23 protein-coding genes and 2 riboswitches are annotated in these 25,999 nt (G+C 73.8%); of the genes, 10 read left to right on the forward strand and 13 right to left on the reverse strand.

Translation table 11 applies throughout. The annotated features are described in order from the left end of the window. Positions 1-168: 168 nt before the first annotated feature. Positions 169-1,467, forward strand: a complete 1,299-nt coding sequence (locus ACQPZO_RS17265; protein ID WP_433342204.1) for an extracellular catalytic domain type 1 short-chain-length polyhydroxyalkanoate depolymerase — start codon at positions 169-171, stop codon at positions 1,465-1,467. A gap of 142 nt (positions 1,468-1,609) precedes the next feature. Then, on the forward strand, positions 1,610-2,779 hold the full coding sequence (locus tag ACQPZO_RS17270) for a M20/M25/M40 family metallo-hydrolase (protein ID WP_433342205.1): 1,170 nt from the start codon (positions 1,610-1,612) through the stop codon (positions 2,777-2,779). 246 nt (positions 2,780-3,025) lie between these two features. Here ACQPZO_RS17270 and ACQPZO_RS17275 read toward each other — a convergent pair whose 3' ends face one another. Next, positions 3,026-3,628, reverse strand: a complete 603-nt coding sequence (locus ACQPZO_RS17275) for a CGNR zinc finger domain-containing protein (RefSeq protein ID WP_433342209.1) — start codon at positions 3,626-3,628, stop codon at positions 3,026-3,028. A gap of 84 nt (positions 3,629-3,712) precedes the next feature. On the opposite strand from ACQPZO_RS17275, the gene ACQPZO_RS17280 reads away from it, so the two are divergent. The 3 genes from ACQPZO_RS17280 to ACQPZO_RS17290 all read left to right on the forward strand — a co-directional run bounded on the left by ACQPZO_RS17280 (position 3,713) and on the right by ACQPZO_RS17290 (position 7,186). After that, positions 3,713-4,279 carry a hypothetical protein gene (locus ACQPZO_RS17280; protein WP_433342212.1) on the forward strand — a complete coding sequence of 189 codons (567 nt, stop codon included), beginning with the start codon at positions 3,713-3,715 and terminating at the stop codon, positions 4,277-4,279. Positions 4,280-4,403: 124 nt separating this feature from the next. Next, a complete protein-coding gene (locus ACQPZO_RS17285) occupies positions 4,404-6,404 on the forward strand; it encodes a sensor histidine kinase (protein WP_433342213.1) in 2,001 nt (666 codons plus the stop codon). A 29-nt stretch (positions 6,405-6,433) separates the two neighbouring features. Further along, entirely contained in the window at positions 6,434-7,186 is a 753-nt protein-coding gene (locus ACQPZO_RS17290; protein ID WP_433342215.1) for an aminotransferase class IV, read from the forward strand. A gap of 80 nt (positions 7,187-7,266) precedes the next feature. Here ACQPZO_RS17290 and gcvH read toward each other — a convergent pair whose 3' ends face one another. Both gcvH and ACQPZO_RS17300 read right to left on the reverse strand, forming a co-directional pair. After that, positions 7,267-7,644 carry a glycine cleavage system protein GcvH gene (gene gcvH, locus ACQPZO_RS17295; protein WP_433342217.1) on the reverse strand — a complete coding sequence of 126 codons (378 nt, stop codon included), beginning with the start codon at positions 7,642-7,644 and terminating at the stop codon, positions 7,267-7,269. Positions 7,645-7,649: 5 nt separating this feature from the next. Beyond that, entirely contained in the window at positions 7,650-7,838 is a 189-nt protein-coding gene (locus ACQPZO_RS17300; protein ID WP_433342219.1) for a hypothetical protein, read from the reverse strand. A gap of 45 nt (positions 7,839-7,883) precedes the next feature. After that, positions 7,884-7,977, reverse strand: a riboswitch (glycine riboswitch). Then, positions 7,978-8,069, reverse strand: a riboswitch (glycine riboswitch). A 354-nt stretch (positions 8,070-8,423) separates the two neighbouring features. On the opposite strand from ACQPZO_RS17300, the gene ACQPZO_RS17305 reads away from it, so the two are divergent. Further along, complete coding sequence (locus tag ACQPZO_RS17305) at positions 8,424-10,973, forward strand: collagenase (RefSeq protein WP_433342221.1); 2,550 nt, start codon at positions 8,424-8,426, stop codon at positions 10,971-10,973. Positions 10,974-11,175: 202 nt separating this feature from the next. Here ACQPZO_RS17305 and ACQPZO_RS17310 read toward each other — a convergent pair whose 3' ends face one another. The 10 genes from ACQPZO_RS17310 to ACQPZO_RS17355 all read right to left on the reverse strand — a co-directional run bounded on the left by ACQPZO_RS17310 (position 11,176) and on the right by ACQPZO_RS17355 (position 21,673). Then, on the reverse strand, positions 11,176-12,561 hold the full coding sequence (locus ACQPZO_RS17310) for an FAD-dependent oxidoreductase (RefSeq protein WP_433342222.1): 1,386 nt from the start codon (positions 12,559-12,561) through the stop codon (positions 11,176-11,178). Then, a complete protein-coding gene (locus ACQPZO_RS17315; protein ID WP_433342224.1) occupies positions 12,558-12,812 on the reverse strand; it encodes a (2Fe-2S)-binding protein in 255 nt (84 codons plus the stop codon). The genes ACQPZO_RS17310 and ACQPZO_RS17315 overlap by 4 nt, the downstream gene beginning before the upstream one ends. After that, positions 12,799-13,947 carry an NAD(P)/FAD-dependent oxidoreductase gene (locus ACQPZO_RS17320; protein ID WP_433342225.1) on the reverse strand — a complete coding sequence of 383 codons (1,149 nt, stop codon included), beginning with the start codon at positions 13,945-13,947 and terminating at the stop codon, positions 12,799-12,801. The genes ACQPZO_RS17315 and ACQPZO_RS17320 overlap by 14 nt, the downstream gene beginning before the upstream one ends. Further along, entirely contained in the window at positions 13,944-15,290 is a 1,347-nt protein-coding gene (locus ACQPZO_RS17325) for an aminopeptidase P family protein (protein WP_433351047.1), read from the reverse strand. The genes ACQPZO_RS17320 and ACQPZO_RS17325 overlap by 4 nt, the downstream gene beginning before the upstream one ends. A 119-nt stretch (positions 15,291-15,409) precedes the next feature. Beyond that, on the reverse strand, positions 15,410-16,804 hold the full coding sequence (locus ACQPZO_RS17330; RefSeq protein ID WP_433342227.1) for an aldehyde dehydrogenase family protein: 1,395 nt from the start codon (positions 16,802-16,804) through the stop codon (positions 15,410-15,412). Beyond that, complete coding sequence (locus ACQPZO_RS17335) at positions 16,801-17,802, reverse strand: proline racemase family protein (protein ID WP_433342228.1); 1,002 nt, start codon at positions 17,800-17,802, stop codon at positions 16,801-16,803. Before ACQPZO_RS17335 ends, ACQPZO_RS17330 begins: the two co-directional genes overlap by 4 nt. Further along, positions 17,802-18,695 (reverse strand): dihydrodipicolinate synthase family protein, encoded by an 894-nt coding sequence (locus tag ACQPZO_RS17340; protein WP_433342230.1) that lies wholly within the window; start codon positions 18,693-18,695, stop codon positions 17,802-17,804. The genes ACQPZO_RS17335 and ACQPZO_RS17340 overlap by 1 nt, the downstream gene beginning before the upstream one ends. A 167-nt stretch (positions 18,696-18,862) precedes the next feature. Continuing rightward, entirely contained in the window at positions 18,863-19,573 is a 711-nt protein-coding gene (locus ACQPZO_RS17345) for a GntR family transcriptional regulator (protein ID WP_433342231.1), read from the reverse strand. Between the two features lie 257 nt (positions 19,574-19,830). Further along, the gene (locus ACQPZO_RS17350) at positions 19,831-20,472 is read right to left on the reverse strand and encodes a response regulator (protein ID WP_433342233.1); all 642 of its coding nucleotides are present in this window, start codon (positions 20,470-20,472) and stop codon (positions 19,831-19,833) included. Then, positions 20,459-21,673, reverse strand: a complete 1,215-nt coding sequence (locus ACQPZO_RS17355; RefSeq protein ID WP_433342235.1) for a sensor histidine kinase — start codon at positions 21,671-21,673, stop codon at positions 20,459-20,461. The genes ACQPZO_RS17350 and ACQPZO_RS17355 overlap by 14 nt, the downstream gene beginning before the upstream one ends. Positions 21,674-21,844: 171 nt before the next feature. Between ACQPZO_RS17355 and ACQPZO_RS17360 the strand changes: the two genes are divergently transcribed. The 4 genes from ACQPZO_RS17360 to ACQPZO_RS17375 all read left to right on the forward strand — a co-directional run bounded on the left by ACQPZO_RS17360 (position 21,845) and on the right by ACQPZO_RS17375 (position 25,888). Next, positions 21,845-22,933 (forward strand): ABC transporter permease, encoded by a 1,089-nt coding sequence (locus ACQPZO_RS17360; protein ID WP_433342236.1) that lies wholly within the window; start codon positions 21,845-21,847, stop codon positions 22,931-22,933. Next, positions 22,930-23,613, forward strand: coding sequence for an ABC transporter ATP-binding protein (locus ACQPZO_RS17365; protein ID WP_433342238.1), 684 nt, complete (start codon positions 22,930-22,932; stop codon positions 23,611-23,613). The genes ACQPZO_RS17360 and ACQPZO_RS17365 overlap by 4 nt, the downstream gene beginning before the upstream one ends. 342 nt (positions 23,614-23,955) lie before the next feature. Next, positions 23,956-24,504, forward strand: coding sequence for a hypothetical protein (locus ACQPZO_RS17370; protein ID WP_433342240.1), 549 nt, complete (start codon positions 23,956-23,958; stop codon positions 24,502-24,504). Positions 24,505-24,886: 382 nt separating this feature from the next. Next, positions 24,887-25,888, forward strand: coding sequence for a LacI family DNA-binding transcriptional regulator (locus tag ACQPZO_RS17375; RefSeq protein ID WP_433342243.1), 1,002 nt, complete (start codon positions 24,887-24,889; stop codon positions 25,886-25,888). The last annotated feature ends 111 nt before the right edge of the window (positions 25,889-25,999 follow it).

Here is a 25,999-nt window from a genome sequence, read left to right on the forward strand (position 1 = left end):
CGGGCACCGGGCACGGGTGCGGATGACACCGCCACCCCGGCCCCCGAGGTTGCCAGACGGACACAGGCTATCCATACTGATGGATGTTTCTGAGCCGGACATGATCGGGCGCCGGGCAGCCTCGATCGGCAACCCTGTCGCAGTCGCATTCTCCGGAGGAACCCGTCCATGAGAGCGAAGATCAGACTGCTGTGCGCCGCCCTGGCCGCCGCCGCGGTGACCGCGCTGACGGCGCTGGCCGTCCCCACCCCCGCGTCGGCCGCGGCGCTGACCGAGGTCACCGGCTTCGGCACCAACCCGAGCAACCTGCGCATGTACCTGTACGTTCCGGACAACGTCGCGCCCCGACCGGCGCTGGTGGTCGCGGTGCACTACTGCACCGGCACCGGGCCGGCCATGTACTCCGGCACCCAGTTCGCCGCCCTGGCCGACCGGTACGGCTACATCGTGGTCTACCCGTCGGTGACCCGGAGCAGCCAGTGCTTCGACGTCGCCTCGCCCCAGGCGCTGCGCCGCGACGGTGGCAGCGACCCGGTGGGCATCAAGTCGATGATCGACTACGTCCGGCAGCACTACCCCGTCGACCCGAACCGGATCTTCGCCACCGGCATCTCCTCCGGGGCGATGATGACCAACGTCCTGCTCGGCCTCTACCCCGACGTGTTCGCCGCCGGCGCGGCGTTCGCCGGTGTTCCGTTCGCCTGCTTCGCCACCACGAACGGCTCGGAATGGAACAGCGAGTGCGCCAACGGGCAGCTCACCAGGACCCCGCAGGCGTGGGGCGACCTGATCCGCAACGCCTACCCCGGGTACACCGGCATGCGGCCCCGGATGCAGCTCTGGCACGGCACGAACGACGAGGTCCTGCGCTACCCCAACTTCGGGGAGGAGGTCAAGCAGTGGACCAACGTGCACGGGCTGAGCCAGACCCCGACGTACACCGACACCCCGCAGTCCGGCCACACCCGCACCCGGTACGGCGGCAGCGGCCCCACCGCGCCGATCGAGGCCATCAGCATGAGCGGCGTGTCGCACAACCTGCCCGTGGACGCCGCCCAGGTCATCCGCTTCTTCGGCCTCGACAGCACCACCCCACCGACCACACCGCCGCCGCCCACCACGCTGCCGCCCACCACGCCGCCGCCCGGCGGGGCCTGCCGGATCGGGTACGCGGTCAACGCCTGGAACAGCGGCCTGACCGCCTCCGTCACCATCACCAACACCGGCAGCGCTGCGGTCAACGGCTGGACCCTGGCGTTCACCCTGCCCAGCGGACAGACCATCACCAACGGCTGGAACGCGTCCTACTCCCCCAGCGGCGGGGCGGTGAGCGCCCGTAACGTCTCCTACAACGGCGCCATCGCGCCGAACGCCTCGGTCGACATCGGCTTCCAGGCGACCCACACCGGCAACACCGCGAAGCCGGCCTCGTTCACCCTCAACGGGGCGGCCTGCGCCGTGGCCTGACCGTCCGCGCGGGCAGCGGTGGGCGTCGAGGACGCCGACGCCCACCGCCACCCCGCCCGCGCGTCGGTGAGGCCGGCTCCTGCGACCGGCTCAGCTCCGGGACATGATTGCCGTCGCGCTTCATCCAGGCAAAGATCCATGGATGCCTACGAGCGTATCCACTGACCGGCTCCACGACCTACGGACCCGCACGGCCGAGATGGTGGGGCAACTCGGCCGTCTGGTCTCGGTCGAGACGCCGTCCAACGACCTGTCGGCCTGCCAGGCCGGGGCGGAGACGGTGTCCGGTATCGCCGAGGAGATCATCGGCGTGCCCGCGGATTCCGTCGAGGTCGACGGACGTACCCACCTGCGGTGGCGCTGGCCCGCCGCGTCAGGCCAGCCGACCGTCGCCCTGATCGGCCACTACGACACCGTCTGGCCGTTGGGCACTCTGGAACGCTGGCCGTTCACCCTCGACGACGCGACCGGGACCGCCACCGGCCCCGGCTGCTTCGACATGAAGGCCGGGATCGTGCAGCTCTTCCACGCCGTGGCTGCGCTGCCGGATCGCGCCGGGCTGGAGATCCTGCTGACCTGCGACGAGGAGATCGGCTCTCCCACCAGCCGGAAGCTCGTGCAGGAGACGGCCCACCGCTGCGACGCCGCTCTCGTCCTCGAACCGTCCGTCGACGGCGCGGTGAAGACGAGTCGCAAGGGGATCGGCCGGTACCGCTTCGACGTGCACGGACGCGCGGCCCACGCCGGGCTGGACCCGGAGCTCGGCCGCAACGCGCTGACCGTGCTGGGTCGCCTGCTGCTCGACGTCGGGGAACTCGCCCGGCCCGACCTCGGCACGATCGTCACGCCGACCATGGCCGGTGGCGGCACCGCCGGCAACGTGGTGCCCGCGCACGCCTGGCTGGGGGTCGACGTCCGGGTCGCCGTGGAGAGCGAGGCGGAGCGCGTGGACGGGGAACTGCGCTCCCTCAAGCCCATCCTGCCCGACGTGTTCGTCGAACTCGCCGGTGGGGCGAGCCGGCCGCCGCTGCCGGCGTCCTCCACCGCGGCCCTGTTCGCGCGGGCTGCGGCCCTCGCGCCGGCACTGGGCCTCGGTCCGCTGCGGGGCGCCGACGTGGGTGGCGGGTCGGACGGCAACTTCACCGCGGCCGTGGGCTGTCCCACGCTCGACGGTCTCGGCGCCGTGGGGGACGGCGCGCACTCCGAGGGCGAGCACGTCGTCGTCGCCGCCATGCCGGAGCGGGCGGCGCTGGTGGCGGAACTGATCGAGGACATCCGCCGGAACCAGAACGGGATTCCACAGGATCGCTGACAGGGTGTCTGCGGGCCGCTTGCCGGCGACGGTGTCCTCCTGTCGAGGGCCGTCGCCGTGGCGGCCTGCGCCGGTGGGTCGATCGGTGCGCTGACCGGACGGTCTCCGTGCTGGCGGCCGCCGGGGTGGTCGGGCTGGCCCTGGTCGCGGGCCGCCTCGCAGCCGGACTCGCCGTCCGCTGCTCCGGCACCGACCCCGTCTTCCTGCTGGTAGAGCAGGGGCACGCAGATCAGGGGTGCCTGTTCGTCAGTGGCGATCGGCGTACGCCCGGACCTTGGCCCGGTTGCCGCAGACGGCCATGCTGCACCAGCGCCGCCGGCCCCGGGGGTCGAGGAACAGCCACCCGCAGTCGGCCCCGGGGCAGGCGCGGACATGGGCCCGCGCCGGCGTGCAGAGCAGGTCCGCGGCGGACCGCGCGCACGCGAGCAGCGGCAGGTCGAGGGTGTTGTCCGGAGAGAGGATCCAGGACGCGACGCCGTCGGCGCCCGCCGTCAGCCGTGCGGCGGCGGCGGCGCGCCGGGCCTGGGCCGCGACGGCGCGGAACGCCCCGGCGTCGCCCGGGTCGAGAAGGAGGGTACGCAGCGAGGTGCGGAAGGACCGCGCCGCGGCCAGGGCCCGCTCGGCCGTGGCGGGCTCCCGACGCGCGGCGGCGCGCAGCCGCCGTACGGTGGACACGTCGATCAGCGAGGCGTGCCCGGCCCAGGTGGCGAGGTGGTCGTAGCCGCGCAGCCACTCCCGGTGCGGGCCGGGGGGATGGCCCCAGCCCGCCCAGGTGTTGCAGAGCTCCAGCCCTGGGTGACCGGCGAGCAGCACTGGCATCCGGAGGCCGTCGACATCGGTCCAATGCACGACACCAGTATGCCTTGACCAGCCCTCCACTAACCAGACATTGTCAACACACCGGTTAATCCTATGAGAATGGTTAGGTGAGGCATGTTGCTCTCCAAGGTCGCTTCCCCGGGCCTACGGGTCGTGCTGGTGCTGGCCGCGGTGGCGGCGGCAGTCCCCGCGCCCGCAGTGGCAGCCGGCGCCGACCTTTCCGCCCAACGGTCCCGCCAGCCCGAGCCCTGGCGGCCCTGGACGCAGGAGGAGTGGACCGCTCCGGCCGGCCGGTACTGCGCGTTCCCGCTGCGGGTCCAGGTGGTCTCACAGGACGTCCGGGTCCGGGTGGTCGACCGGTATCCCGACGGGGCCGTCAGGCGAGAGGAGTTCGCCGGTCCGCTCGTGGTCGACTTCGTCGACGTCACCACGGGACGGATGACGCGCCGGGACGCGGGCGGGTCCGGCGCGGCCGACTACCGCCAGGACGGCGGGTGGCTGCGGTACACCATCGTCGGCCCCGCAGGCTTCGGGTTCCGGGCCGGGGATCACTATCCGCAGGGCTACTACCTGCTCGACGGGCTGCACGTCATCACGTTCGACGCCGCCGGAACCCGCCGGATGGCGGTCGCCGTCGGCAAGCAGGACAACGTCTGCCAGACGCTCGCCGGCCCGGCCTGACCGGCCCGGTCAGGTGGGCGGCAAGGTGGTCCCGACGATCGTGTCGGGCCCGGCAGGGGCTGGTCCGGCCGGGCCCGACACGATCGCCGGGACCGGGCCCCGGTGGCGGGTCGTGGCGTGGGCGGTGTTGACCGGTACCAGCGGGTTGACCGCCGCCTCCGTGGTGGCATGGTGTGTGGCGGCGCCGCCCTGGCACCCGTGGATGCTCTACACGCTGGTGGACCTGGTGGTCGGCGCGATCTACGGGGTGGTCGCCTGGCTGACCCTGCTGCGCCGCACCCACCTGGCCGCCTGGATCATGGCCGTGGCGGGCGTCGGCGGGTCGCTGTCGGCGGCGGCGGCCTGCTGGAGCATGGTGGTGTACCGCTGGCCCGACCTGTGGACGACCGGACAGCTCGCCGGCGTCGCGTACTGGGCCTGGGTGCCCGGCTTCTACGCCCTCGTCGTGTTGCTGCCCTGGCTCCTGCCGGTACGGCCGCTCGACCGGAGTACCCGGGTCGCCGTCGGCGCCGGTGCCGTCCTCATCGTGGTCGCGCAGGCGTGCGCCCTCACCCTGCCCGGTGGCCTGCACGCGATCCCCCTCACCGACGACACCCTCCTCGCGGCCCGCGCGGCGGTCGATCCCTGGCTGGAGCCCGCGCTCGTCGTGCTCGGCGTCGCCGCCGCCGTCGGCGTGCTGGCCCGGCGCCGTACCCTGCCCCGGCAGCAGCGGCACGGCCTCGGTTGGCTCGCCATCGGCACCCTGCTGCTGGCGGCGGCCTTCCTGCCGCTCGCGCTGAACCCGGCCTTCCACGTCTCCGTCCCGGTGCCGTTCGCCCCGCTGCTCATGCTCGGTGCCCAGGCCTTCTTCCCCGCCTCCGTGCTGGTCGTGGTGCTGCGTCAGCGGCTGTGGGGCCTGGAGTTGACCATCCGCCGGACACTGGTCTGGGCGTTGATGACCGGGCTGGTGATCGGCGCGTACGTCGTGGGTGTGCTGCTGCTCGGCACGGTCCTGCCGGCGACCTCGGCGGTGCCCGAGGCCGTGGTGACCGCGCTGCTCGCCGCCGGGTTCCAACCCGCGCGCGCGTGGGTGCAACGCAGGGTGGACCGACTGGTGTACGGCGACGACGGGCCACGCCTGATCCGGCAGGTCGCCGACCGGCTGCGCGCGGCGGAGCACAGCACCCGGATGCTCGACGCGGTGGCGGACGGCATCGCCGACTCGTTGCGGCTGGCCTCGGCCACGATAACCCTGACGGGAGTCCCGCCCGTACCCCCGCGCCGCGCCCCGGCCCGGGAAGGTCCGTCGGCGCGCGGGCCGGCCCTGGTGGTGTGTCTGGACGGCGGGAACGGGTCGGTGGGAGAGCTGTGGGCCTGGCCGCGCCCCGGTGAGCGGCTCGACGGGCGGACCGCCGCGCTGCTGCACGACCTGGCACCGGTCGTCACCGCGCTCGCCCTGCTCGCCCTCGCCCAGCGCGACCTGGACCGCTCCCGGGTGCGGCTGGCGCAGAGCAGGGACGAGGAGCGCCGCAAGCTGCGCCGTGACCTGCACGATGACCTGGGGCCGGCGATCAGCGGAGTCGGGCTCGCACTCACCGCCGGCCGCAACATGCTGCGCCCGCACCGCCACCTGTCCGAGATCGCGGCAGCCGACGACCTCCTCGGCCGGCTCGTCGCCGAGATGGACCGCCAGGCGGCGGGAGTCCGGGAGATCGCCCGGGACCTCGTGCCGCCACCGCTGGAGGGCGGCGGGCTGCGGCCGGCGCTGTACCGGCTGCGGGAACGCTACGCCGATGCCGGGTTGACGGTGCTGGTGCGGGCACCCGACGTGGAGCTTCCCGACACCGTGGCGACCGCGGTGTACGGCATCGTGGGCGAGGCCGTGCGCAACGTGCGCCGGCACGCCGGTGTGGACCGGTGCGCCATCGACGTCTCCGTGGAACCGGACAGCCTGGTCGTGTGCGTCACGGACCAGGGGGTGGGCATCCCCGCCCCGCTGGTCGCCGGCGTCGGCACCGCGTCGATGCGGGAACGCGCGGAGGGCATCGGGGCCGCGCTCACCATCGCGTGGGCGGATCCCGCCCACGCCCGCCCCGGCACCACCGTCCAGCTCGTGCTGCCCGTCCCGGCGCTCGTGGCCCGCTGATTCATCCCGGCGGTGCCAGACTGGCCGCCATGACGGCGATCGACAACCTGGCGCTGACCAACTACGGGCACTTCACCACGATGCGGGTGCAGGACGGTGCGGTCCGCGGCCTCGGCCTGCACCTCGACCGGTTGGTCACCGACTGCGCCACGGTGTTCGGGGCCGAGCTGTCCCGCGGGCACGTCCGGGAGCGGATCCGCGCGGCGATCGCCGAAGCCGACGGCCCGCTGACGATCCGGGTCACCGTGGCCGACCCCGGCCTGCGGCTCACCCACCCCGCCGCCCCGGCCGATCCGCAGGTGCTGGTCACCACGCGCGCCGCCACGCCGCAGGCGCAGCCGCCGATGCGGGTGCGCTCCACCACCTACGTGCGCGACGTGCCCGCGGTCAAGCACACCGGGCTGTTCGGCCCGCTGTTCGAACGCCGCCGAGCCCAGCTCGACGGCTACGACGACGCGCTGTTCGCCGACGGCGGTGGGCGGGTCGCCGAGGGACCGACCTGGAACGTCGGCTTCGTCGACGGCGACACCGTGGTCTGGCCCCTGGCCGACATGCTGCCCGGCGTGACCATGCGGCTGCTCGCCGCGGCCCACGACGGCCCGCAGCGCACCGAGCCGGTCGAGCTGTCCCGGCTGGCCGGCATGGCGACCGCCTTCGCCACCAACGCGGCCGGCGCGATCCGGCCGATCGCCGCCGTCGACGGGGTCACGTTCGCGACCGGTCACCCGATCATCGGCCTGCTGCGCCGACGGTACGCCGAGGTCGTACCGGAAGCCGTCTGACCGCGACGGGCGGGCCGGTCGGCTGAGCTGTCCTCCGTAGACCGGGCACCGCTCGCCGGGTACAGCCACGGTGGCCTCCGTCAGTGGGGTTCGGTGAGATAGGCGCGGTACTCGTCGGCCGTCATCAGCGCCGGCGGGTCGGTCACCCGCAGCCGAAACAGCCAGCCGTCCCCGTAGGGGTCACTGCCGATCAGGCTCGGGTCGGCGACGACCGCCTCGTTGGTCGCGAGGATCCGGCCAGTCACCGGCATGTACAGCTCGGCCACCGACTTGGTGGACTCGACCTCGCCGCAGACCTCCCCGGCCCCCAGGTCAGTACCCGGGTCGGGCAGTTCGACGTAGACCACGTCGCCGAGCGCCGAGGCGGCGAAGGCGGTGATGCCGACCGACGCCGGCTCGACGCTGTCGTCGACCCACTCGTGGTTGGCGCTGTAGCGCAGGCGCGCGGGAACATCCATGTCCACTACCTCTTCGGTCCGCGGGCCTCGGCCTGTCCGAGGTGGAGCAGGCCGGCCCGTTCTCGTACGGCCCGGCCCTCGGCGGTCTCGCTGCCGTGGCGCAGCCGCATGGACCAACCGGCGAACCCGGGGGACCGGGCGCCCAGTTCGACGTGCAGGGGTGGGCGGGTCAGGGTCGTCGGACGCTGATGCATGGAGGCTCTCCTTCGTCCCGACGCGGTCGCGTCGTACGGTCGGTTGCCTCCCGCTCTGTCATGGACCTGAGAGCTTCACCGCCGGACGGCGGTTTGCACCGTGGGTGAGACGACGAATCGTCTACTTTCCAGAGTTCACCTCACCCGCGCGGTAACGGGGCCTGAGAGTTTCTTGGGAGTTTGCTCCTTCGGCGCCCCGACCATGGCCGGGGGCTCTCCCGCGCGGGTTCGAACGGTGTCTGTGCAGTTGTGGGCGATGCTGCCCGCGACCCTAGGCGACCGGCCGAACACGTGTCAACGATGCGGCACCGACTGTCCAACCCGGACCGCAGCGGAGCGCCCCGGCCCGCTGGGCGGTCGAAGGCCCAGGCCAGCGCGGCCCGACAGCAGTCCCGATGATCGATCATTAACATTGCTTTACACGATGTGTGATGTGTGCCATTGTACTGGCCACGCCCGGTGCGACGCCGATCTATATCGACGACTGCCAGTTGCGATCGACGATGTCCGTCCCCCGCCGAACCCCAACCGCACTCCCCGCCGGCCGGCCCCAGCCCGGTCAACATCCCGCCAAGGAGGCGACCCGTGACGATCAGACTGTTACGAGAGCGACGTACCCGACTGGCTGCCGTGCCCCTGGCGCTGGCGCTGGCACTGGGAATGAGCCCGCTGACCACCCCCGCCGCCGCAGTCGCGGCACCGGCGGCGAAGCCCGCTCAGGGCGCCGCCCCGGCCGACGCCGGCACCGGCGACCGGCACGTCCAGCGGGATCCGCTGCCGCTGGACGAACGCGCCCCGCTGCCCGCCGTCCGCGACGAGCTGCGCCGCGACTACGACGAGCCCGACGGCGGGCAACGACGCGCCGCGCCGTCCATGCGCGGCCGGGCCGCCCTGGCCGCCGCCCCCTGCGCGACCAGCGACTTCACCAGCCGCACCGGCAGCGCCCTGGTGCAGCAGATCAAGGCGTCCAGCACCGCCTGCGTCAACACGCTGTTCAGCCTGACCGGCAACGACGCCTACCTGGCGTTCCGCGAGGCGCAGATGACCAGCGTCGCGTACGCGCTGCGGGACGACGCCGCCTCCTACGACGGCACCAACCGCACCGGCACCGCCTCCCTCGTGCTGTACCTGCGGGCCGGCTACTACGTGCACTGGTACTACCCGTCCACGGTCGGCGCCTACGGCAGCGGCCTGCGCACCGCGATCCGCGCCGGCCTGGACGCCTTCTTCGCCAACGGCCACTCCGGCGACGTCAGCGACGCCAACGGTGAGATCCTGGCCGAGGCCGTCACCCTCATCGACAGCGCCGAGGAGAACGCCCGCTACCTGTACGTGGTGAAGCGCCTGCTGACCGGCTACAACAGCTCGTACAACACGTCCTGGTGGATGCTGAACGCGGTCAACAACGTCTACCTCGTGCTGTTCCGGGGCCACCAGCTGCCCGAGTTCGTCACCGCCGTCACCGCGGACCCGAGCGTGGTGGACACGCTGTACGCCTTCGCCTCCGGCCACCGCTCCCTGCTCGGCACCGACCAGGGCTACCTGGTCTCCAACGCCGGACGGGAGCTGGGCCGGTTCCTGCAGCACACCGCGTTGCGGGCCAAGGCCCGGCCACTGGCCCGGGGGCTGCTCACCCTGAGCGCGATCACCGGCCCCACCGCCGCCCTCTGGGTCGGCGTCGCCGAGATGACCGACTACTACGACCGCTCCAACTGCGCCTACTACGACACCTGCGACCTCCAGGCACGGCTGGCCGCCGTCATCCTGCCGATCACCTACACCTGCGGCGCCAGCATCCGGCTGCGCGCCCAGCAGATGACCACCGCCGAGCTGGACCGGGCCTGCGCCAGCATGCGCGGCCAGGACGCGTACTTCCACTCCGTGGTGGCGGACCCCGGGCCGGTGGCCGACGACCGCAACACCACCCTCGAGGTGGTGGTCTTCGACTCCAGCACCGACTACCAGACGTACGGCGGGCCGATGTTCGGCATCGACACCAACAACGGCGGCATGTACCTCGAGGGCAACCCGGCCGCCACCGGCAACCAGCCGCGCTTCATCGCCTACGAGGCGGAGTGGCTGCGCCCCACCTTCGAGATCTGGAACCTCAACCACGAGTACACCCACTACCTCGACGGCCGGTTCGACATGTACGGCGACTTCACCGCGAACATCTCCACCCCGACGATCTGGTGGATCGAGGGCTTCGCCGAGTACGTGTCGTACTCGTACCGGAACCAGACCTACCAGGCCGCGATCACCGAGGCCGGGAAGAAGACGTACGCCCTGCGCACCCTCTTCGACACCACCTACGACCACGACAGCACCCGGGTCTACCGCTGGGGATACCTGGCCGTGCGGTACATGCTCCAGTCGCACCGCGCCGACCTGACCACGTTGCTCGGCCACTACCGCGCCGGCAACTGGAACGCCGCCCGGACGCTGCTCACGAGCACCATCGGCAGCCGCTACGACGCCGACTGGTACGCGTGGCTGGACACCTGCGCGGCCGGCGACTGCGGCGGCGGCACCAACCCGCCCGCCAACCAGGCCCCGGTCGCCGCGTTCACGGCGGTCACCAGCGGCCTGACCGCCACCTTCACCGACCAGTCGACGGACGGCGACGGCAGCATCGCCTCCCGGGCCTGGACCTTCGGCGACGGCACCACCTCGACCGTGGCCAACCCCACCAAGACCTACCGCACCGCCGGCACCTACCCGGTCACGCTGACGGTCACCGATGACAAGGGTGCGACCGGCACCACCTCACGCAGCGTCACCGTCACCGGTGGCACCACGCCGTTGCCGGAGTGCACCGGGAGCGACATCCGGACGCTGGGCAAGAACTGCCGGCGCGGCGGCCTCCAGGCCACCGTCGGGAACCTGTACCACCTGTACTTCTACGTCCCGGCCGGCACCACCAGCGTGAAGCTCACGTCGTCCGGGGGCACCGGCGACGCGGACCTGTACTACAGCTCCACCGGCTGGGCCACCACGACCAGCTACACCCGCCGGTCGGTCAACACCGGCAACGGCGAGACGATCACGGTCAGCAACCCGGCGGCCGGCTACCACTACGTGAGCCTGTACGCCCGGCAGGCGTTCACCGGGGTCACGGTGACCTCGGAGTACTGAGCGCGCCGCAGCGCCGTCCTCTTCTGAGGCGGTGTTCCCGCCCCGGCGGGACCACCGCCTCAGCGAAGGGCGGCGCGGTCCGTGCGGCGTCGCCGCCGGACAGGAGCGGTCAGCCGCCGGGCCGGAGCGGTCAGACCCGGCGGCCTGGTACGGCGCGGTGGCCCGGTACGCCGGCGCGGACAGCGCTTCCGGACAGGAGCGGTCAGCCGCCGGCGGCAAGGTCGCCGAGCGTGACCGGCTGCGCGACCGGGCGGGTGGCGAACCCGGCCAGGTCCGCCCCGGTGAGGGCACGGCCGGCCGTCCGCGCGGACAGGCAGGCGGTGGCGTAACCGCACGTCCGCCCCTGGCACCAGCCCATGCCGGCCCGGGTCATCAGCTTCGCGCCCCGCGCGTCGGCGGCGGACAACTCCCGCACCGCCTGCCGTACCGCCCCGACCGGCACGTCCTCGCAGCGACAGACCAGCGTGTCGTCGGCGCACCAGTCCGGCCAGCCGGCCGGCACCGGGTGCACCGCGTGCAGCGCCGAGGCGAACCGGCGCAGCCGGCGCCGGGTCCGCAGCAGCCGGCCGTGCCGCCGGCCCGACCAGGGCAGCGGGCGGCCCAGGGACAGCGCCGCGCCGGCCCCGGCCAGCTCCCCCTCCACCAGCGCGAGCCCGGCCCCGCCCACCCCGGTCACCTCACCGGCGGCGTACACCCCGGGCACCGAGGTCGCCTGCGCCGCGTCGACGGTGAGCACCAGGCTCCCGTCGCCGTCGAGCCGGGTCGCGCAGCCCAGGGCGAGGCCCAACTCCACCTGCGGGGTGAAGCCGAAGCCCACCGCGAGCCCGTCGCACTCCAGCTCGGACTCGGTGCCGGCCAGCACCGCGCCGCCGGCGTCGACGCAGGCGAGGGTGACCCCGGTCAGCCGGTCGGTGCCGTGCGCGGCCACCACCACGGTCCGACGCCGGTACGGCACCCGGTGCCGCAACATCCGCCAGCCGTACCGCCCCGCCTCGGCGAGCTTGCCCGCCGCGCCGGCGACCGGGCGGAGCTGGCGGGCGTACCCGAGCGGGTCGTTCGCCTCGCAGACGCCGACCACGACGCTGCCGGCGGCGGCCAGGCCGGTCGCGACGGGCAGCAGGAACGGGCCGGTGCCGGCCACCACGACCCGGCGCGCGAAGCTCACCCCCTGCCCCTTGAGCAGGGCCTGGGCGCCGCCGGCCGTGACCACCCCGGGCAGGTCCCAGCCAGGGAAGGGCACCACCCGGTCGTGGGCGCCGGTGGCCACCACCAGCCGCCGTCCGTACACCGTCCCGGCCCGGGTGTGCACCGCGAAACCCGGCTCCCCGGCGGTGGTGTCGGCCTCGACGAACCAGACGGCGGCGTCGGCCCGGTAGGTGACCCGGCCGAGCTGTTCGCGCAGCCGGGTGAACGTCTGCCAGTCGGGGTGGCCGGACCCGTCAGCCCCGGGGCGGTGCCGCCAGAACTGCCCGCCGGGCCGCGCCGCGGCGTCCAGCACCACCACCAGGCAGCCGGCCCGCGCCGCGCCGGCCGCCGCGGCCAGCCCGGCCGGGCCGGCGCCGACCACCACCACGTCGTACCCGGTCATTCCCGCTCCTCGCCGTCGTCCTGGCTGTCGACCACGTCGCCCGGGCGGGCCACCACCAGGCAGGCCCGCTGCGCCGGCACCCCGTTGACCCGTACCAGGCAGTCGAAGCAGACCCCGATGCCGCAGAAAACGCCCCGGGGGCGGCCCTCGACCCGGCTGCGCCGCCAGGAGTTGATCCCGACGGCGAGCAGCGCGGCGGCGATGCTCCGCTCCCCGTCGCTGGGCACCGGCCGGCCGTCAAATGTGAACATCGTGGCGCTCCGGGGCGAAGGGTCGGAGGTCCACCTGCGGGGGACGCCCGGTCAGCAGGGCCGCGACGGCGTGCCCCGTCGCCGGGGCGAGCCCGATCCCGGCGCCCTCGTGGCCGCAGGCGTGGAACAGGCCCGGCACCCGGGGGTCTTCCCCGATCATCGGCAGGTGGTCGGGGCTGTACGGCCGGAACCCCCGGTACGCGCGGATCACCGACACCGAGGCGAGGGCCGGGAAGAGACGCACCGCGCCGGCCGCGAGCCGGCGCAGGGCCGACAGCGGGACGGTCCGGTCGAAGCCCACCCGCTCCCGGGTGGAGCCAATCAGGACGGTGCCCGCCCGGGTTCCCTCGACCACCGGGGAGACCTCCAGCCCCTCGGAGCTGCGCCCGACGTTGGCGACGTAGCCGGCCGCGTACACCTTGTGCCGGATCAGCGGCGGCAGCGCCTCGGTGACCAGGACGAACCCGCGCCTGGGCAGGATCGGCAGCGCCACCCCGGCCAGGTCGGCGATCCCGGCGGCCCACACCCCGGCGGCGTTGACCACCGCCGGGGTGGGCAGCGGTCCCCGGTCGGTGACCACGCCCCGGATCGCGCCGGCCGCGTCGCGTTGCAGGCCCGTCACGGTGGTCCCGGTCAGCACCGGCACCCCGGCCGCGCGCAGCAGGTGCGCGGCGGCCAGCATCGGCTGGACCTGCATGTCCTGCGGGTAGTGCAGACCACCGGCGAGGTCCCGGGCCAGGTGCGGCTCGTGCTCGGACAGCGCGTCGGCGGGCACCTCCGCCACCTCGACCCCGGCGGCGCGCTGGCCGGCGGCGAACGCCCGCAGCGCGGCCTGCTCCACCGCCGAGGCGGCCACCACCAGCCCGCCCTTGCGTTCCAGCTCGATCCGCTCGCCGCCCAGGGCTTCGCCCAGCTCGTGCCAGAGCCGCACGGAGTGCCGGGCCAGCGCCAGCTCCGGCCCGGGCGGCTTGTCCGACAGCAGGATGTTGCCCTCACCAGCGCCGGTGGTGCCGCCGGCCACCCCCGCCCGGTCGACCACGGTCACCGCCAGCCCGGCCCGGGCGGCGTAGTAGGCGCAGGCCGCGCCGACCATGCCCGCCCCGATGACGACGACGTCCGCGCCGGTGGCGCTCATGAACCGATCCGGTGCATCCACGCCTCGACGTCGTCGGCCCGGCGGGGCAGGCCGTCGGAGAGCATCCGGTAGCCGTCGTCGGTGATCAGGATGTCCTCCTCGATGCGGAAGCCCAGTCCGCGCAGTTCGACCGGGATCAGCTCGTCGTCCGGCTGGAAGTACAGCCCCGGTTCCACGGTGAGCACCTGCCCGGCCGCGAGCCGACCGTCCAGGTAGGCGTCGGCCCGGGCCGCGGCGCAGTCGTGCACGTCCAGACCGAGCATGTGGCCGGACCCGCACAGGGTCCACCGCCGGTACAGGCCGGACTCCTCCGCCAGCGCCTGCTCCGGCGGGCAGGGCAGCACCCCGAGGTCCGCCAGCCCGTGCGTCAGCACCGTCATCGCCGCCCGGTGGAACGCCCGGAACTCCACGCCCGGCCGCAGGCAGTCCAGCGCGGCGTCGTTCGCCCGCCGGCACAGCTCGTACAGGTCCCGTTGCAGGGGGCTGAACCGGCCGGAGACCGGCAGCACCCGGGTGATGTCGGCGGTGTAGAGCGACCGCGTCTCCACCCCGGCGTCGAGCAGCAGCAGGTCCCCGTCGCGGACCGGCCCGTCGTTGTCGGTCCAGTGCAGGGTCGCCGCGTGCGCGCCCGCCGCCACGATCGAGTGGTAGCCGACGTCGTTGCCCTCCAGCCGGGCCCGCTGCCAGAACACCCCCTCCAGGTGACGCTCGGAGGTGCGCATCGCCGTCGGCAACGCCCGGACCACGTCCTCGAAGCCCCGGGTCGTGATCGCCACCGCCTCCTCCAACTGGGCGATCTCCCACTCGTCCTTGACCAGGCGGAGTTCGGCCAGCACGGAGGCGAACTCCGCGTCGGCGCCCCCGGCTCGGCCGGGCACCAGGGTGTCGACGTGCCCGTCGACGCCGCGTAGCACCCGGGTCGGCGCGGCCACGGACACCGCCTCGGCCAACTCGGCGACGTGCCGGGTCGGCAGCCCCAGCCGCCGGCTGCTCTCCCCCAGCGTCGGGCGCCGACCGGCCCACAGCTCGCCGTAGACCCGGTCCCGGAAGAACTCGCCGTCGGCCCGGCCGGAGCGGGGACGCAGGAAGAGCGTCGCCTCCCCGTCCGGCTCGACCACCAGCACCCCGTCGGAGGACTGGTCACCGGTCAGCCAGGCGTAGGCCGAGTGCGGCCGGAACCGGTGGTTCTGGTCGTTGGCCCGCCGCTGGTAGCCACCGGCCGGCACCACGAGCCGCTCGCCGGGGAACATCCGGTGCAGCCGGGCGCGGCGCGCGGCAGCCCAGTCGGCCACCTCGTCGACCGGCAGGTCGCGGTGCTCGGTGTCCGCCCAGCCGGTCAGCATGAACTCCTCGAGCGCGGAGCTGACCGGCAGGTCGTGGCTGCCGGTACGCAGGTTGGTACGGGTCACAGCGACTCCTTCACGGACGGGGTGGGGGCGGCCGGGCGGGGGCGGTGGCCCGGTCACGGCTCCGACGGGGCCGCGAAGGTGACGGTGCGGGTGGCGGTGTAGAAGTCCAGGGCTGCGGTGCCCTGCTCGCGCGGGCCGTAGCTGGACGCCTTCTCGCCGCCGAAGGGCGCGTGGAAGTCCACCCCGGTGGTCGGCGCGTTGACCCGGACCAGGCCGGTGTCGAGGCCACGTACGGCGTGCAGCAGCGCCCCGACGTCCCGGCCGTGCACCGAGGTGACCAGGCCGTAGCGCACGCCGTTGGCCAGCTCGACGGCGCGGGCCAGGTCCGGCGCGGACAGCACGGTCGCCAGCGGGCCGAAGGTCTCCTCCTGGGCCACCGGGTGGGTCGGGTCGACGCGGTCCAGCAGCACCGGTGCGACGAAGAAGCCGTCCCCGGTTTCGGGCCCGCCCCCGGTGAGCACCCGTGCCCCGGCCTCCCGCGCCGCCGTGACGGCGTCGCGCATCCGGGTCCGGGCGGCGGCGCTGATCACCGGACCGGCGGCGACCGCCGGGTCGGCGGGATCACCGACCCGGACCGCCTCGACCGCCGCCACCAGCGCCTCGGTGAACTCCGCGGGGTCACCCACGACCACGATCCGCCGGGTCGCGGTGCACTTCTGCCCGGCGTACCCCATGGCGGCGCCGGCCAGCAGCGCGGCGGTCGGGCCGGGGTCGGCGTCGGGCAGCACCACGGCGGCGTTCTGGCCGCCCATCTCCGCCTGCACCGGCAGGCCGGCGCGGGCGGCGGCGACCGCGACCTCCGCGCCGACCGAGGCGGAGCCGGTGAACGAGACGACGTCGCTCGCCGCGACGACCGCTCGCCCGGTCTCCGGCCCGCCCTGTACGACCTGCAGCAGCCCGTCCGGCAGCAGCCCGTCGAACAGCCGCTGCACGGCCTCGCCGCAGGCCATTGCGTCCGGGGAGGGCTTGAGCAGCACCGCGTTGCCGGTGGCGAGGGCCGGTGCGGCCTTCCACAGCGGGATGGCCAGCGGGAAGTTCCACGGGGTGAGCAGCCCGGCGACGCCGCGCGGCCGGCGTTCGGTGTAGAGCAGTCCGGGCTGGTCCGCCGGCAGGGACGGTGGCAGCAGCTCGCCGGTGGCGGCGAGGCACGCCTGCGCGTAGTAGTCCAGGATCGCCGCGCCCCGGGCCACCTCGGCGCGGGCCTCGCCGACCGGCTTGCCCACCTCGCGGACGATCAGGTCGGCGAGCACGGCGGCCCGCTCCCGCAGCCGGTCCGCGGCGGCCCGCAGGGCGACGGCGCGTCCGGTCGCCGGCTCCCGACACCAGCCAACCTGCGCGGTACGGGCCCGCGCGGCCAGCGCGCGGACCTGGTCCGGGGCGACCGCCGCCCGCTCGGCGACCAGCTCGGTGGGGCGCTGCGGGGAGCAGCTACGGATCAGTTCGCTCACAGCTGGAATCCTGCCGGGAAGGGGTCATCGGGGTCGAGGAAGAACTGTGCCGTGCCGGTCAGCCAGGCCCGCCCGGTCACCGTCGGCACCACCGCCGCAGCGCCCGCCACCGTGGCGGTGTCGACCAGCCGACCGACGAACCGGGTGCCGAGCAGCGACTCGTTGGTGAAGTCCCGATTCAGCGGAAGCAGCCCCCTGGCGTGCAACTGCGCCATCCGGGCCGAGGTGCCGGTGCCGCAGGGCGACCGGTCGAACCAGCCCGGATGGATCACCATGGCGTGCCGGGAGTGCTGCGCGTCCGAGCCCTCCCCGGCCAGGTACACGTGGCGGCAGCCGGAGATCTCCGGCTGCTCGGGGTGCACCGGCCGGTCGGCGGCGTTGATCGCCGCCATGATGGCCAGGCCCGCGTCGAGCAGCCGCTGCCTGTCGCCCCGGTCCAGCCGCAGTCCCACCTCGGCGAGGTCCACGATGGCGTAGAAGTTGCCGCCGTAGGCCAGGTCGTAGCGGACCCGACCCAGGCCGGGCACCTGCACCGAGGCGTCCAGCGCCACCACGAAGGACGGCACGTTCCGGATGGTCACCGCGGTGGCGCGACCGCCGGTCACGGCCACCGACGCCACCACCAGCCCGGACGGGGTGTCCAGCCGTACGGTGGTGACCGGCTCGGTGACCTCGACCATTCCGGTCTCGACCAGCACGGTCGCCACCCCGATCGTGCCGTGGCCGCACATCGGCAGGCAGCCGGACACCTCGATGTAGACCACGCCGACGTCGGCGTCCGGCCGGGTCGGGGGTTGCAGGATCGCCCCCGACATCGCCGAGTGGCCCCGGGGTTCGTACATCAGGAAGGTCCGCAGGTCGTCGAGGTGCGCAATGAGGTGTTCCCGGCGCTGGGCCATGGTGGCGCCCGGGATCACCGGAACGCCGCCGGTCACCACCCGGGTGGGCATCCCCTCGGTGTGCGAGTCGACCACGTGGATCACCCGGCTGCTGCGCATCAGCGGTGACCCGCCGCGAGCAGCCGTTCGGTGGTCTCCCGGATGGCCGTGGCGGCCGCCGGCGACAGTGGCTGGCGCGGTGGGCGGGTGGGCCCGCCCGGGCGGCCGGCGACGTCCATGGAGAGCTTGATCGCCTGGACGAAGTCGGGCCGGGAGTCCCAGCGCAGCAGCGGGTGCAGCGTGCGGTAGAGCGGCAGTGCGGTTGCCAGGTCCCCGGCGACGGCGGCCTGGTAGAGGCGGACACAGCTGACCGGGACCGCGTTCTGGTAGCCGCCGATCCAGCCGACCGCCCCGCCGAGCAGAAGTTCGAGGGACACGTCGTCGGCGCCGGCCAGCAGGTCGAGACCGGGGGCGAGCTCGGCCAGCTCGTACGCCCGGCGCACGTCGCCGCTGAACTCCTTGACCGCGCCGATCAGGCCCTCGTCGTAGAGCCGGCGCAGCAGGGCCGGGGTGAGGTCGACCCGGGTGTCGAGCGGGTTGTTGTAGGCAATCACCGGCAGGCCCGCCTTGGCCACCTCGCGGTAGTGCGCAACCACGGCGGCGTCGTCCGCCCGGTAGGCGGTGGGTGGCAGCAGCATGACGGCCGGGCAGCCCGCCTCGGCGGCCTGGTCGGCCCAGCGCCGCGCCTCGTCCGCGCCGTACGCCGACACGCCGGGAACCACCGAGAAGCCGGGCGGGGCCGCCGCGACCGCGGTGCGCACGACCTCCGTGCGTTCGGCCGCGGTGAGCGTCTGGTACTCGCCGAGCGAGCCGTTCGGCACGACGCCCTGGCAGCCATTCTCGGCGAGCCACCTCACGTGCGTAGCGTAGGCCTCGTGGTCGACGCCCAGGTCGGGAAGCCGGAACGGCAGTGCGGTGGCCACCAGGACGCCCCGCCACGGAATTTGTTCCACCGAACCTCCAGTAGTATGTTACATGGCACCGTAGCACGGTCGACGAGGTCGACCAATAGCCATGAATGTCTCCCGACAGGCGCCGCCGCCCCCGATTCGTGGGTGGCGGCGGCTGTGAGGGACGGTGCGGCCGGAGACCGCGGGCGGCGTCGGACGCCGCCGCGCCGCTACTGCTCGGGCCGGGCGGCCCAGATCCCCCGTACGTGCTGCAGGTGCCGGCGCATCAACGCGACGACCGCCGGCCGGTCCTTCGCCTCCAGCAGGTCCACGAGCTGGACGTGCTCGTCCGCCGAGCCGACCAGCTGGCCGTTCTTGACCAACCCGTCCAGCCCGTACAGCCGGGTGCGGTTACGCAGGTCGGCCACGGTCTCCACCAGTCGCAGGTTGCCACCGGCGCGCAGCAGGGTCAGATGGAACGCGCTGTCCGCCTCGATGTACGCGACGACGTCGCTCCGGCTCGCCGCGGTCACCACGGCTTCCGCCAGGGTCCGCAGTTCCCGGAGTTGCTCCTCGCCGAGCCGGCCCACCTGGTCGGCGACGACCGGGATCTCCAGCAGCTCGCGGATCTCGGTGATCTCGTCGAGCTCCCGGTCGGAGAGGGACTTGATCCGGAAGCCCTTGTTCTTGACGATCGTGATCAGGCCCTCCTTGGCCAGATCGAGAATCGCCTCCCGCACCGGCGTCGGGGAGACGCCGAACTGGGCCGCCAGGGTCGGCGCCGAGTAGATGGTGCCGGGCCGGATCTGGCCGGCCACGATCGCGGCGCGGAGCGCCTGGGCCACCTCCTCGCGCAGGCTCAGCCGGCCCTGCAGGGCCACCAGCGCCAGTCCCGACCCTGCTGCGCCGGCACCCCCTCCTGCCTGCCAGTCCACTGTCACGACCACTCCCACCCCGGCTCGTCCGCCCACGTCACGACCCACCACGCCCGGCGTCACCGCCGGGTCTCCCGGGGTCGACCGGGCCGGCCGGACGACGATCGGCGACCGGTCCGCCGGCGCGTGCTCACCCGCCGACAGTACGCGCGCTGGAGGATGCAGCTTACCGACCGACCGGCCCGCACCGGGCCAGGTGACCGCCGGCGGCCCACCGGCCCGAGACCGGCAGGGAGCACGGTCAGGGCTCGGGCCCCACCCGCTCAGCGGCGAATCAGGCCGAGATCCGTCGCCGCGGCGACGGCGGCGGTACGGGAGTCGACGCCGAGCTTGGCGTAGACATGGGCCAGGTGGGACTTGACGGTGCCCTCGGTGAGGTGCAGCCGCTGGCCGACGGCCTGGTTGGACAGCCCCTCGGCGACCAGGGCGAGAACCTCGATCTCGCGCCTGGTCAGGGCGGCCCTGGGGTCGCGCAGCCGGTTCATGAGCCGGTCGGCGACGGTGGGAGCCAGGGTGCTGCGGCCGGCGGCGGCGGTGCGCACGGCGGCGGCCAGGTCCTCGGGCGGGGCGTCCTTGAGGAGGTAGCCGGTGGCGCCGGCCTCGATGGCGGGCACGACGTCGGCGTCCGTGCCGTACGTGGTGACGATCAGGACCCGGGGGGCTCCGGGCCGGGCGGTGATCACGGCGGTGGCCTCGGCCCCGTTCATCCCCCTGCCGAACTGCAGGTCCATCAGGACGACGTCGATGTCGCCCTCGGCGGCGCGGGTGACGGCGGCCTCGGCGGTGGCCGCCTCGGCCACGATGGTGAAGCCGGGCTCGGTCTCCAGCACGGCGCGCAGCCCGGCTCGCACCACCGGGTGGTCGTCGGCCAGGAGCAGCCGGATGAGCGACTCAGTCCTGGTCACGGGTGGTCCCGGCGGTGGTGAGCGGGAGCTGGGCGGCCAGGGCGGTGCCGCGGCCGGTCGCGGACTCGATGGTGAGCGAGCCACCCAGGGCGTCCACGCGGGCGCGCATGGCGGCCAGACCGAAGCCGCCGTGGGGCGGGCCGGCGGTGGGCGGCCGGTCGTGGGCGAAGCCGGCTCCGTCGTCGACGACGTCGACGGCGACGCGGTCGCCGAGATAGCTGAGGGTGACCTCGGCGTGGACGGCGCGGGCGTGACGGACGGTGTTGGACAGGGCGGACTGGGCGATGCGCAGCAGGGCGACCTCGTGCGCGGTGGGCAGGGGCACGGGATCACCGGTGAGGTGGAAGCGGGCGGTGAGCGGGTGGCGGGTGGAGGTGGTGGCGCACAGGCGTTCCAGGGCGCCGGCCAGGGTGGCGCCCTCCAGGGTGGGCGGGGTGAGCGCCGCGACGAAACGGCGGGCCTCGGCGAGGTTGTCCACGGCTGCCTGACGGGCCTGGTCCACGTGGCGGGCGGCGGCGTCGGGCCTGCCGGGCAGGGCGCGTTCGGCGGCGCGCAGCAGCAGTTGGATGCTGGACAGCCCCTGGGCGAGGGTGTCGTGGATCTCGCGGGCCAGGCGTTCGCGTTCGGCCAGCACACCGGCGGCGTGCTGGGCCTCGGCCAGGTCGGCGCGGGTGGTGGTGAGTTCCTCGATCAGCCTCCGGCGCTGTTCGCTCTCCCGGTACAGCGCCTGGTACCCCCACACCACCGCCACTGCCACGGCCGCCCCGAGGGCCGGGCCGACCGCGATGGCCAGGGTGAAGGCGCCGTTGTGGGCGGCGAAGGCCGCGACGGCCGCCGCGGCGGTGGCGACGACCGCGACCAGGCCGGCGCGGCGCGGCAGCAGGTGGAGCTGGAGGAAGTACAGCGGGAAGGCGACCCAGACCCCGTCGGAAGACAGGGCCAGCAGCACCAGCCACACCGCGCCGACGGCGGCCAGCCACACCGCGGCGGCGCGGCGGTCGGCGCGGACGCGCGGCAGCAGTTGGCCGGCCGCGTACGTCATCCCCATCGCGGCGGCCGTCACGACGACGGCCGTGGACCGTGGTGCCCCGTCGGCCACGGCCCTGGCCGCGGCCAGGGCGAGCAGGCCGACGACCAGCAGGTGCAGGCACCACGAGAGTGTGCGGGTGGTGGGGGTCGGCGCGGGAGCGGTCGTGTTCACGGTCCTTCCAGCGTAGGAGACGACGACCCGCCGGCGCGTCGATCGAAAGTTAGAGACCGCCGGCCACCCTCCGACCCGGGAACTGTCCCCCTGCGCCAGATGTCCCGACCGGGGACCGGCTGCGACGGTGGACGGGTACCACTTCCACCGAATGAAAGTGCAGGTCATAGCATGTTTGTCGCCTGGAGGGACCTCAGGTTCGCCAAGGGGCGGTTCGCCCTGGTCGGGGCCGTCATCGTGCTGATCACCCTGCTGGTCGGGCTGCTGTCCGGGCTGACCGCCGGACTGGGCCAGCAGAACGTCTCCGCGATCACCGGCCTGCCCGCGAACAAGATCGCCTTCGAGCCTCCAAGCGGCGGGCAGGAGCTGTCCTACGCCAACTCGACGGTCACCGAGGAGCAGTGGCGGCAGTGGGCCGGGGCCCCCGGCGTCACGAGCGCCGAGCCGCTCGGGATCACCACGACCAAGGCCACCGCCGGGGACAGGAGCGCCGGCGTGTCCGCCTTCGGCGTCCGGCCCGGCGCCTCGCTGGCCCCGGACAGCGACAGGATCGACGATGAGTCGGCGGTGCTGTCCCGCGACGCCGCCGACGAACTCGGGCTCGGGCCCGGCGACACCCTCAGCATCGCCGGCCACCCGCTGACCGTCGCGGCCGTGAGCGGTGACGCCTCCTTCAGCCACACCCCGGTGGTCTGGGTCAGCCTCGACGCCTGGCAGAAGATCACGCCCACCGTCGGCGACGACCACGCCCCCAGCGCCACCGTCATCGCCCTGAACACCACCTCCGGCGTCGACGTGAAGGCCACCGACCAGGCCACGGGCACCAGGACGGTCTCCACGAGCAGTTCGCTGTCCGCCATCGGCTCCTACTCCTCCGAGAACGGCTCGTTGCAGCTGATGCGCGGCTTCCTGTTCGCCATCTCCGCCCTGGTCATCGGCGCCTTCTTCACCGTGTGGACGATCCAGCGCAGCGCCGATGTCGCCGTCCTCAAGGCCCTGGGCGCCTCCACCGCCAACCTGCTGCGCGACGCGCTCGGCCAGGCCGTCGTCCTGCTCGCCGGCGGCACCCTCGTCGGCACGGTCGTCGCCGTCGCGCTGGGCGCCCTCCTCGGCGGCACCGCCGTACCGTTCCTCCTCACCCCCGCCACCGTCCTCACCCCCGCCGCGGTGATGATCCTCCTCGGCGCGCTCGGGGCCGCCCTGTCCATCCGCCGGATCACCTCCGTCGACCCGCTGACCGCCCTGGGGAGCGCCCGATGAGCCTCAACCTGACCGACGTCACCCTCACCTACCCGGACGGGGACAGCCGCCTGACGGCCCTGGACCACGTCACCCTGGACGTCCCCAAGGGCACCCTGACCGCCGTCATCGGCCCCTCCGGCTCCGGGAAGTCCAGCCTGCTCGCCGTCGCCGCCACCCTGATCACCCCCGACTCCGGCACCGTCACCGTCGACGGCACCAGCACGACCGGCATGACCCGCGGCGAACTCACCGACCTGCGCCGCCACAAGATCGGCATCGTCTTCCAGCAGCCCAACCTGCTGCCCTCCCTCACCGCCGCCGAACAGCTCCAGGTGATCGCCCACCTCGACGGCCGCTCCCCCGCCCGGGCGCGCGGTCGCGCCATGGAACTGCTCGACGCCGTCGGCCTGGCCGCCCAGGCCGACCGCCGCCCCCACCAGCTCTCCGGCGGCCAGCGCCAGCGGGTGAACATCGCCCGCGCCCTGATGAACGACCCCACCGTCCTGCTGGTCGACGAACCCACCAGCGCCCTCGACCACGAACGCGGAGCGGCCGTCATCGACCTGATCACCCGGCTCACCCACCAGCAGGCCACCGCCACCGTCCTGGTCACCCACGACCGCACCCTCCTCACCGCCGTGGAACAGGTCGCCGAGGTGGACGACGGGCGCCTGCGGCTGCCCGCCCAGGCGCGCTGAGCAGCACCCGGCCGGCAGCATCGAGAGCGATGAACTCCAACTACCCGCGCTGGTCGGCGGAGTAGCTCCGCCCCGTGCTCCTCGATCTGGCGATCCCGGCTGACCACAGCAGCGCGCCGCCGCCGGGTTCCGGTCTCCACGTACACGTCGAACAACGGGGACGGACCGACTGACGTCGCTGGGCCTGGAGCCGGCAGAACCTACTAACCAAGATCGCCGAAGACACCGTTGACGAGAAAGCCCCACGTCGCTCGGGCGGGGCTCGCCAACGCCGGGAACGGTGGCCGGTGGTGTCGGAGAACCGTTGCGGCGCCACGTGTGTCGATCGACCAATATAGAGGCATGGTGTGGCTGGAACACAACGATCGTGCGGGGGACGACACGGTGGGCGTCAGGGTTCGGGACGTGGTTCGCGATGTCGTCACGGAGGTCGCCCCGGCCGAGTTGCCGGTCGTGACGGGGCTGGCGACCTTCGACGACGCCGTGGTGGTGCGGCGGTTGGGCCGGCGGTCCCGGCGGCGTGAGCCGCTGGGGTTCGGTCTGGGCGAAATTGTGCCACTGGTGACCGCAGTGGTGTGGCTGGTGCTGGACCAGGTGGCACAGCAGGCGGCGGGCTCGGTGGCGGACCGCGCGGGCAGGGGCGTGGGTGCCCTCTGGCGCAGGCTGTTCCGCCGCAGGTCCCTGGCCGTGGTCGTCCCCGCGCTGACCCCGGCGCAGCTCGCCGAGGTGCATCAACAGGTGATCGAGGTGGGCGTGCGGCAGGGCCTGGAGAGGGAACGGGCGGCGGCAGTCGCCGACGCGGTGCTCGCCAGGCTGGTGCTGGCGTCGCCCGAGCGCGGGGGGCAGGGACGGCTCGGTCCTGGCGACGCAGTCGGCGGCGACCAGGGCTGACGAGGGCGCCTGGCGCCGCCCGGCCACGGGTCACCGGGTCCGGTCCTGCTCCGGCCTCTGCGCCTGCTCCCGCCTCTGCTCCCGCAGCGAGGGCCGGAGCTGACTCCGCCGTACCCGCAGCGACCAGCTCGCCGTCGGTGCCGTACCGCGCACGCCTGACGGACCGAACCGGGGCATGGTCGGGTGACACCACCGGCCCGACCCGATCGGACGGACGTGGCAGGCATCGACGCGTCGCTTCTTTAAGATCTTGAAATTAGCCATGTTTCGTTATCTGCACGTTATTGACGTGGCCCGCGTCACTCCGGTTGACTGCGACCGGAACCGCTTCCGCAACCGGTTCCGAAACATCCCCTCAACACCTCCGACCCGGGAGCGTCACGTGCCGATCACCATCGCCGACGTCGCCATCCGGGCGGGGGTGAGCAAGACGACCGTCTCCCGGGTCCTCAACGGCAAGGGCGAGCTCGGCCAGGCCACGGCGGCCCGGGTCCGCGCCGTGATCAAGGAGCTGGGCTACGTGCCCAGCGACCGCGCCGTCGGGCTGGCCCGGGGCCGGGCCCGGGTGGTCGGCATGCTGGTCCCCTCGCTCACCTGGCCGTGGATGGGCGAGGTGCTCCAGGGAGCGGTCGACGTGGTGGAGAGCGAGGGCTACGGCCTGCTGCTGTTCACCTGCAACCGGGGGGACGAGTCGATGCGGCGGTTCGCCTCCCAGGTCTCCGCGAAGTCCTTCGACGGCCTGCTGGTGGTCGAGCCGGAGGGCACCCTGGACTACATCACCGCGCTGCACGACCGGGGGCTGCCGGTGATCCTCATCGACGACCGGGGGCACCAGCCGCAGTTCCCCTCCGTCCAGACCACCAACCGGGCCGGTGCACTGGCCGCAGCCGAGCACCTGCTCGCCCTCGGCCGGCACCGCCCCCTGGTCGTCACCGGGCTGCACCGGTTCGGCTGCACCGGTGAGCGGCTGGACGGCTTCGCCGAGGGCTACGCCCGGGCCGGCCTGCCGCTGGACCCGAACCTGGTGGTCGAGGGCGACTTCACCCTCGACTGCGGACGGGCGGCGGCGCAGCGGCTGCTGGCGGCCGGCACGCCCTTCGACGCCGTCTTCGCCCACAACGATCTGTCCGCCGCCGGGGCACTCCAGGCGCTGCGCGCCGCCGGCCGGCGCGTCCCCGAGGACGTGGCGGTCGTCGGCTTCGACGACCTGCCGCTGGCGGCGCACACCCACCCCCCGCTGACCTCCGTGCACCAGCCGTTGCGCCAGATGGGCGAGGCCGCGGCCCGCGCCCTCATCGCCCACTTCGACGGCACCCCGATGCCCGGCACACCGACCGTCATACCCACCACGTTCACCGTTCGTGGCTCGACCGCCGGGGCCTGAGCCGGCGACGCCCACCCGCAACCCGAGAAGACACACCATCCACGCCACCGGTCGGGGCTTCGAACCGACCGGGCGCGACACCGCACACCCTTGCCCCCACCACCGACCCCG

Source organism: Micromonospora sp. CA-111912 (assembly GCF_050948415.1).
Lineage (GTDB): Bacteria > Actinomycetota > Actinomycetes > Mycobacteriales > Micromonosporaceae > Micromonospora.